The 8,777-nt window shown below is 39.8% G+C and carries 6 protein-coding genes; all 6 read right to left on the bottom strand.

What is annotated here, in order from left to right; genetic code table 11:
• Positions 1 to 2,346: PAS domain S-box protein (locus tag EA341_RS17975; RefSeq protein WP_293016555.1), on the bottom strand; the 2,346-nt coding region annotated here is incomplete at its 3' end.
• Between the two features lie 279 nt (positions 2,347 to 2,625).
• Positions 2,626 to 3,192: a YdeI family protein gene (locus tag EA341_RS17970; protein WP_293016554.1), complete on the bottom strand. Its 567-nt coding sequence runs from the start codon at positions 3,190 to 3,192 to the stop codon at positions 2,626 to 2,628.
• A 68-nt stretch (positions 3,193 to 3,260) separates the two neighbouring features.
• On the bottom strand, positions 3,261 to 4,919 hold the full coding sequence (locus EA341_RS17965; protein ID WP_293016553.1) for an amidase: 1,659 nt from the start codon (positions 4,917 to 4,919) through the stop codon (positions 3,261 to 3,263).
• 91 nt (positions 4,920 to 5,010) lie between these two features.
• A complete protein-coding gene (locus EA341_RS17960) occupies positions 5,011 to 5,436 on the bottom strand; it encodes a (4Fe-4S)-binding protein (protein WP_293016552.1) in 426 nt (141 codons plus the stop codon).
• Positions 5,437 to 5,496: 60 nt separating this feature from the next.
• A complete protein-coding gene (locus EA341_RS17955) occupies positions 5,497 to 6,897 on the bottom strand; it encodes an aldehyde dehydrogenase family protein (protein WP_293016551.1) in 1,401 nt (466 codons plus the stop codon).
• Complete coding sequence (locus EA341_RS17950; RefSeq protein WP_293016550.1) at positions 6,894 to 8,534, bottom strand: acetolactate synthase large subunit; 1,641 nt, start codon at positions 8,532 to 8,534, stop codon at positions 6,894 to 6,896. The genes EA341_RS17955 and EA341_RS17950 overlap by 4 nt, the downstream gene beginning before the upstream one ends.
• Positions 8,535 to 8,777 lie beyond the last annotated feature (243 nt).

Genomic DNA, 8,777 nt, shown 5'->3' with positions numbered 1-8,777 from the left:
CTCTATCCTCTCAGTAACATCTCTGCCAAATGCATAGACAAGCCCTTCTTCCCCAAAAATTTCTGATGATTTCCAGGAAATCCATTTGTATTCGCCTGACTTGCATCTATACCTGTTGAGAAAATTATCGGCCTTCCTTAACCCGGACACGGTCTCTCTATACTCCTTATTGGTAGTGTTCAAGTCTTCAGGATGGAGAAATTCAAAAAATGGCCTAGAAGTAATCTCTTCCGCTGTGTACCCCAAAAGCTGACAGAAAGCTGGATTAACTTTTCTGAAGTGACCCGATGCATCTGCCACTGCAAGAATATCAGGAGCATTGTCAAACAATTGATTGAGTTCTTCCTGTTGTTGTTTTCTTATAATTTCTGCGCCAAGAAAATGCTCCAAAGACTTAAGGTACATCTTATAGTAAAATTCCTGCTTTCCGGAATTTTTACTCCCCAACATCAATATGGCTACCACTTCGCCATTATAGAATAATGGTATAGTGGAAAGCATTCCCAATTTTAGATGCTTGATACCTTCGGCTCTTATGAATTCATTTTCGATTTGTTTTGCTTCAAGGTTTAAAGCTTGTTTGGTTTTCCATACTTTTCCAGGCAACCCTTCTCCAAAATTAAATTTTCTTTGAGTTTTTGTTGAAATATAAAACCTTCTTAACTCTTCTGAACTCTCAAGATTTGAATATAGTTGTAAGCTTAATCTATCTTTACTGACCATCCAGATTTCAGCAAAATTACAATCACACATATCTGATAAGTATTCCAAACTTTTTTCCAAAGCCAGGATAGTTTTCTCTTCATTTTTGAAAAAATATCCAATGTCAGATAATAGTTTATTTTTGATTGTTTCCTTCTTTTGATGAGAGATATCACGTATCGATCCAATCATTCTTATTGGTTCTCCACTATCATCCCTCACAAGATAGGCGACCTCTTCGACAAAGAAATAAACGCCCTTACTGTCCAAAAACCTGAATTCATTAGTCCATTTGACCTGTTCTTTATCGGCTAAAAATAGATTCCATCTATTCTTTTCTTTTTCAGCATCTAAAGGATGCACTAACGCAATCCAGTCTTTCAGTTTGAATACCTTGTTATCAAAGTCATGCCCAAATATTCTTTCAAAACTTTCTCCCCAAGTGAATATATCTGTCCTTATGTCCCATTCAAAAATTGCTTCATTGGAGGCTTTTTGGATGTAATTATAAAGCTCATAGTTGGCTTCCAGTTTTTTCTGTATGCTCACCAAATCAGTGACATCTGTGCTGTTAATGACTATCCCACCTATAGTAGGATCTTTGAATAAATTTGTGGCTGTACTTTGCATCCACCGCCAACTGGAATCTTTGTGTTTTACCCGGTAAGGGTGAGCGGTAACTCTTTTTTGGACAAGTATAAGCTTAAATGTATCTTTTATTCTATCCAAATCATCTGGATGTATCAAAGAGAATGACGAAGTTGACATCAATTCCCCTTCGGAGTAACCTAGGTAATACAGGTGGTTCGGACTTACAAATTTATAGTTGCCTTCATTATCCAAGATCACAATGAGGTCTGAACCCTCCTTCATCATTGTTTTGAAACGCTCTTCACTTTTTCTGATTTTTTTCTGCGCTTTACGCTTTTCGGTAACGTCAATTGCAGAAATGAAAATGCCCAAGGTCTCCCCTGATTTATTTTTCGCTGGTTTATGGGTGAAGTCATATATCAAAAGTTTTCCTTCAGGAGAAAGGATTTTTGATTCTGTTGTCACAAATTCACCTTGGAGTACCTTTTCGTACATTAAAGTGAGCTTTTCTCTGTGTTTCTCTTTAGCGAGATCTAGGAAATTGTCCAGTTTGGAGACATGCTTTCCATACAAGTGAAAATAGTTTTCCTCAAATTTTTGGTTGAAAGAAATGATCCTAAACGACTTATCCAGAATGACAAATGCCTCGTCGGTATTGTTGAGCATCAAATTGATCTCAAATACTTTTTGCTGCAGATCGCCGATGTCCAATCCGACACCATACAGACAGGGTTCGTTCTTGTAGTAGGTAAAGGAGGCAGTAAAAAGATGGGGAAAAAGCTCGCCTTCTTTACTCAGGATATTGGCATCTATACTAGCTTTTCCCGTTTTGAATGCGGTTTCAATTTTCTGATTGATTTTTTTCTGTTCTTCTTTTGGGAAAAAATCCAATGGGCGAAGCTTGATGATTTCAGCGTTGTTATACCCAGTGACTTGATTGACTTTATTATTCCACAGGATCATTTTGCCTTTCTGATTGAAAAGGAAAAAGACTTCCTGAAGGTTGTCTATAAGGTTTTCAATTAACAAACTGTCCAGTCTTTCTTCTGACATTAGAAAAATGGGCTAAGTTTTTTGGGTTTACTTTTAATCTAATGTATAAAAAACCTCGAATTATTTCTTTTTTATTTCATTTGATTTTCAGAATTGCGCTTTTGATCAATATTAGGAAAGGCCTTAAGTTTTTCAAAATTTAGGAATTAATTCAACATTTCCATGTTCATAAACTGGAAGTACAAAAAGTATTTTATTGGCTTCTACTAAATCTCACTTATAAAATCCATCAATTTTTATTTCCAAAAGCTTTCATTGGCTTACAGTATAAACTAAGGGTTATTTTTTTAGATACTTATCATTCAGCCCTTTTCGCTCTAAAATCATAGGTTTGATTTTTTCCAACCGAGATTGTTGAGTGGCTTCTCTTTTGGCTGAATTGATATGGTCCAAATATTCCTTCTGCTTGTAATTACTGAGTGATTCAAATGCCTCTTTAAGCCTTAAATCTGCTCCAATTGCTTCTCCCAATAAGCCATTGATTTCTATTTTGTCTGATTTTTCAGTAACCCATCTTTTGCCTTCTTTTTCATTCTGTATAGCTTCCTTAACGTACCTTAATACAAGGTCTTCCTTGATTTCTTTCAGACCATTGAATCTCCATTGTCTGAGAGCCTTGGTTTTATTTTCTTGCGCATTTATAAATACTTCCTCCTCATCAGTGAGAAACACCCCATTATAAAACCATAGGCCTACATAGTTTTTAAAACCGCAGATGCCAACGATGTTCTGACCATTGAAAGTGTAGACATCTATGCCCCATTTTATACAGTGTTTCATTTCAGTCTTTTTCATGATTTCATTGAGAAAGGTGATTTCTTGACTCCAAGGTTTTTCGACGATCATATCAATCAAGTTTAGATACTGAGCAATATATCAAATTCACCATCATTTCTTTATCAAGACTTTACAGTTCATTGCTTGTATGCTTCAGGACGCTGTAAGGAGTAGTCATAATTGTCCTGATATACTTTAGCCAACTGAAGCAGTTTGGCCTCTTCAAAATAATTTCCAAGAAAAGTGAGGCTTGTTGGGTGCCCTTCTTTGTCGAAACCATTGGGTAGGCTGAGTGCTGGATGACCTGTAAGATTTGTGATAAGCATCTGTTTTCCTCCAAAAGTTGGTGAAATAATAACGTCATAATCCTTGAAAAGCTGATGGATCTCTTCAATTAATAACCGCCGGTGACGGTTTGCCTGGATGTATTCTACGGCAGGAATCAATCGAGATTGCCGAAGTGAATTTGCACGGGATCCTTTATCCTGTTCCACCATTTTGCGGTGGCCGTTATTGATGATCAATTCATCAAAGAATGCCCCGGATTCAGCACGAAGGATGATGTCAAATACTTCAAACGGGTAGTTGTTTGGTAGCTGTATTTCTTCAAGAGTCAGTCCTAGAGCCTTTAATTCTTCCAAAGATCTTTTATTATTACTGTTGTTAAGGAGTGAATCAGCATTGAATTGATCTTCGAGGTAACCTATTCTTAAATTTTGAATATCAGGCTTATAATTGAATTCAAATGAAGTGGTTTTAGAGCTACGGTCATTTTGGTCTTTGCCCCTGATGAAATCGTAGACAATGGCACAGTCTTCAGCGCTTCTACAGATAGGACCAACCTTGTCCATACTCCAAGACAGCACCATAAATCCTGACTTGCTAACTGCTCCAAAGGTAGGCCTGAGTCCAGTACTTCCAGTCCGTGTAGAAGGTGATATGATGGAGCCAAGTGTTTCCGTTCCGATTGAAAATGCGACCAATCCTGCGGCAGTAGCTGATCCTGAACCAGCGGAGGAACCTGTTGCGCCTTGTGTCAAGTCCCATGGATTTTTGGTTTGCCCACCAAACCATACATCTCCACGTGCAAGACTTCCAGAAACGAGTTTCCCCAAGAGTACAGCCCCTGCATCCTCCAACTTGAGGACAACACTTGCTTTATGATCAATGATTTGCTCCTTGTAAGGTGCCGCACCCCAGGTGGTTGGATAGTCGGGTACTGAAGCTAGGTCTTTGACACCATAGGGGATACCATGAAGAATTCCCCTGTAGATACCATTTGACATTTCCTCATCAGCTTTTTTTGCCTGGTCCAAGGCCAGTTTTTCGGTAACTGTTATAAAAGCCTTAAGTGTGGCATCGTATTGTCTGATACGCTCAAGAAAAATGGTGGTCAGGCGATGGGATGTCAATTGTCCAGACCTGAGCAAAGAGGCCAACTCAGGGATGGACAAAAAGGCGATTTCCTCATCACTTTCAGGTAATACAATATCATCGGGAATAGGCCAAACTGAAGGTTGATTTTCAGCAGGGAATTTAAAGTCATTTGGAAAAGGGTCAAAAGTAAAAGCGGGTTCCACAGCAAAGTCCAAAGAGTATTTTCTCATACTTTCATAACCCTCCTTGTTGCGCTCCAAGTAGCTGATCATAGTGTCTATTTCACCTTTTTCAAAGTCAAGTTCAAACAAACTAAGAGCGCTCCTGACATCCGATCTTTTGATTTTTTTGCCTGCCTCTGCGATGACGAAGCCTAAAGCAAAGCCTGCCAAAAGCAGTAACCATCCGTATTTCTTCATGTAGAAAAGTATAAAAAAAGACTGAAAAGCCCCCTTAAAAAATCATTCATGGAAGCATTTCGGTCTGAATGGTTAAAAAGCAGGCAGTAACCTAACCCCTGAAGTCTACTTTTTTATGCGCACCATCACAAAAAGGTTTGTTTTGGGAACTACCGCATCTGCAGAAGGCTGTAGTTTTGAATTTTTTCTCTGATGTTCCATCTGCATATTTGACTTCAATGTTTCCATAAACCATCAAAGGGCCGTTGGGCATGACTTCGGCAAGTTGTTCTTTATGCTCGGATTCTACCTTTGGCTTTTCCTCACCTTCATTCATATAAAACCCAAGAGCTCCGGAAGGGCACTGTTTTACCTGATGGATAATATCTTCTGTAGATGAACCTTCTATGTTAATCCAGGGCTTTTCATCTGGTTTAAAAACTTTAGGCAATCCTTTCACGCATATACCCGAATGTATGCACTTCTCAGCTTGCCAGATTACTGTAACTTCTCCGTTGGAATATTCTTTCTTTTTCATTGCTTACGATTGATTTAAGTGAAAAAAGGCTATCGATAGACTTGATAGCCTTTTTGAAATTTACAAAAATTTACTTTTAAAGACCATCAGCTTGGTTCTGGTCATTTCATGCATGGAGTAGGGGATGCCGCCAAGTCCTTCACCTGAGGTATCTCTGCCGCCAAACGGCATCCAATCAGCCCGGAAAGCTGTATGGTCATTTACCATTACTGCCGTCGCATTTAATTTTTGGACGGTATCCAAAGCTATATTTACATCTTGAGTAAAGACAGCAGCCTGAAAATGATAGTCAAGGCTGTTTGCCAATCTAATGGCTTCTTCCCTGTCGGAGTAGCTGTATACACATACTACTGGGCCGAAAATTTCTTCTCTAGAGACTTTGCTTTCATGGCTTGGATTCCATAGAACTGTGGGCTCATAACATGTGTCGGAAATGCGTTCACCACCACAGAGTATTTCAGCTCCTTCTTTTTTTGCCTCATTTACCCATTCTTCAAGCCTATCAACTTCCCCAGTGCGGATGAGTGGTCCTACTTCAGTATCTTTTTCCAAAGGATCTCCTACTTTTAAACTACGGGCCCCTTTGGTAATTTTTTCAGCTACTTCTTTGGCGATGGAATCATGGACAAAAACTTTCTGAACGGATACACAGACTTGTCCAGCATGGTAAAAACCTCCTTTTACTATCGCCGGAATCATGTCTGCTAGGTCTGCATCTTTTTCTACGATGACTGGAGCCGCACCTCCGTGTTCCAAAGCACAGCGCGTACCCGGAGCAAGTTTGGATTTGAGCATCCAGCCTATTTTGGCAGAACCAATAAATGACAGGTAATTGACTCTTTTATCTGTAGCGAGTTTTTCTGCCAGGTCATTCTCCACCAAGACCATCTGTACCCAGCCCTCAGGTACGCCAGCTTCCTTCAAAATGTCCATAAAAGCAATACAAGATAGTGGTGTGTTGGAAGCTGGTTTTACGATTACAGGACAGCCAGCTGCAAATGCTGTAATGGTTTGGTGGACAATCAAATTGAGTGGATGGTTAAACGCAGACAAAGAAACTACTACACCAATAGGTTCACGAGTGGTAAATGCCAACCTGTTGGCAGTAGCTTCTGTCAGACCCATAGGGATTTGTTTTCCCGAGAGCCTTCCAATTTCTTCGGAGGCTATTTTGACACCATTGATGGCACGTAGGACTTCCACCTTAGAGTCTTGGTAGGGCTTACCTCCTTCACCTGCCGCTGTTTTGGTCAATTCCTCTATTTTATCCTGCATTAGATGGCGCACTTTTTCTAAGATGTCGATGCGCTTGTGTGCTGGAATCCATTTGGACCTGTCTAAAAATAAGCCATGTGCTTTTGATAATATTTTTTCTACATCTTTTTCTCCTATCAATGCCAATTCTTTAATGAGGCTATTGTCGTAAGGAGAAAGTACTTTTATAGTTTTTATATCGCTCATAATTTTTCTGCTTTTTCTTTTAACATTACATTTAAAATAGGATGGTTTAAGGAATAATCTACGGGTAGATCAATCAGGTGCACAGCCGGAGTGTTAAGACATTCTTCCAAAATCTTCTGAAAGTCACTGTCGTTTTCTGGCCTGTGTCCTTTTGCACCATAACTTTCTGCATACATTACAAAGTCAGGGTTTTTGTAATCAAGGCCAAAATCTTCAAACCCCATATCTTCCTGTTTCCATTTGATCATGCCATAAGCACTGTCATTGAGTATGATCACTGTCAAATGAAGGCCAAGTCGTACGGATGTTTCAATCTCCTGTGAATTCATCATGAAACCACCATCACCACAGACTGAGATCACATTTTTACCTGGATTAAGAATTTTGGCCATCATTGCTGAAGGAAGTCCAGCCCCCATGGAAGCTAAGGCATTATCAAGAAGAAGGGTATTCGGCTGATAGCACGTGTAATTCCTTGCAAACCAAAGCTTGTAAATGCCATTGTCCAAAGTGACAATATCCTCAGAAGCGAGTTTGTTTCGTAATAGATTGATTAGCCTTTGGGGAAGCATAGGGAAACGTTCATCTTCAAAATATTTAGATAGGTGCCCAGCTACTTCTTTTTTAATTTTCTTGAAAAACGAAAAATCCCAGCTATCCTGAATTTGGATGCCTTCTCCCAACTTGTTGACACTGCTTGTGATATCCCCTACTACGTTCAGCTGTGGAAAATACACGGGATCGACTTCTGCTGGTGAGAAATTGACATGTATGACTTCCTTCTCCCCTTTTTTCATGAAAAACGGAGGTTTTTCTATCACATCATGCCCAACATTGATAATCAGGTCTGCGGCATCAATGGCAGCATGCACGAAATCATTGGAGGAAAGTGCTGCTGTGCCCAAATATTGCTGGTGTCTTTCGTCAATGACTCCCTTGCCCATCTGCGTAGTGAAGAAGAAAATGCCCGTTTTGTCTACAAATTTCCCCAAAGCATCGCAGGTAACTTTTCTGTTTGCACCTGCGCCAATGAGCAAAAGAGGCAATTTAGATTTGTTAATCATTTCCACTGCCTTAGATACAGCTCTGTCATCTGGTTTGGGAATGATGTGGCCTACTACATCAAACACCAAATCCTCACATTCTTCCTGGGCTATGTCTTCCGGAAATTCCAAGTGCACTGCACCTGGTTTTTCTTCTATCGCAATTCTGAAAGCCTCTCTAACCTGTGAGGCGATATTATTGGAGTTAACAATCTGTTTGGTGTACTTGGTAACCGGCCTCATCATGTCGACCACATCAATGATTTGGAAACGTGCCTGTTTGCTTTTTTTAATGGGTTTCTGGCCTGTAATCATCATCATAGGCATTCCCCCAAGCTGTGCGTATGCTGCAGGGGTAACCAAATTAGTAGCCCCAGGCCCCAAGGTGGCGAGGCAAACTCCTGGCTTTCCGGTCAGTCTGCCATAGGTTGCTGCCATGAAGCCAGCGCCCTGTTCATGCCTGTTGACTATAAGCTTTATCGAGGAATTTTTAAGAGACTGCAAGAAGTCAAGGTTTTCCTCTCCTGGGACTCCAAAAATAAATTCTACGCCTTCATTTTCTAAGGCTTTCACAAAAAGGTCTGATGCTTTCATACAAAGGTGTTAATGTTATGGGTTTTAAAACTTGGTCTTAGCTGCTGGATTTACTTGTATTATAGCCCAAAGGGTGTACCAGCTTCTCTTGCTTGGCACTTCTTTTACATTCTATGTCAAAAGTCAAATTACGTTTTTTTTTATTCCTGGCCCGTTTATTGGATTTATTCTAAGGAACCCATATTTGGAGGAGTCTTTAAAATCGGTTTTTCACAAGTTGATATTGATATATGAAATCAGGTT

Origin of the sequence: Mongoliibacter sp., from assembly GCF_007692705.1 — a bacterium.
In the GTDB taxonomy this organism is placed as follows: Bacteria; Bacteroidota; Bacteroidia; order Cytophagales; family Cyclobacteriaceae; genus Mongoliibacter.
Note: the sequence above shows the minus strand (reverse complement) of the source record. Positions and strands in the feature narration are given on the sequence as shown.

Excerpts from the sequence above, each read along its gene's own strand:
- EA341_RS17970 (WP_293016554.1), bottom strand. The coding sequence starts at position 3,192 with ATGATCGTCGAAAAACCTTGGAGTCAAGAAATCACCTTTCTCAATGAA.
- EA341_RS17965 (WP_293016553.1), bottom strand. The coding sequence starts at position 4,919 with ATGAAGAAATACGGATGGTTACTGCTTTTGGCAGGCTTTGCTTTAGGC.
- EA341_RS17960 (WP_293016552.1), bottom strand. The coding sequence starts at position 5,436 with ATGAAAAAGAAAGAATATTCCAACGGAGAAGTTACAGTAATCTGGCAA.
- EA341_RS17955 (WP_293016551.1), bottom strand. The coding sequence starts at position 6,897 with ATGAGCGATATAAAAACTATAAAAGTACTTTCTCCTTACGACAATAGC.
- EA341_RS17950 (WP_293016550.1), bottom strand. The coding sequence starts at position 8,534 with ATGAAAGCATCAGACCTTTTTGTGAAAGCCTTAGAAAATGAAGGCGTA.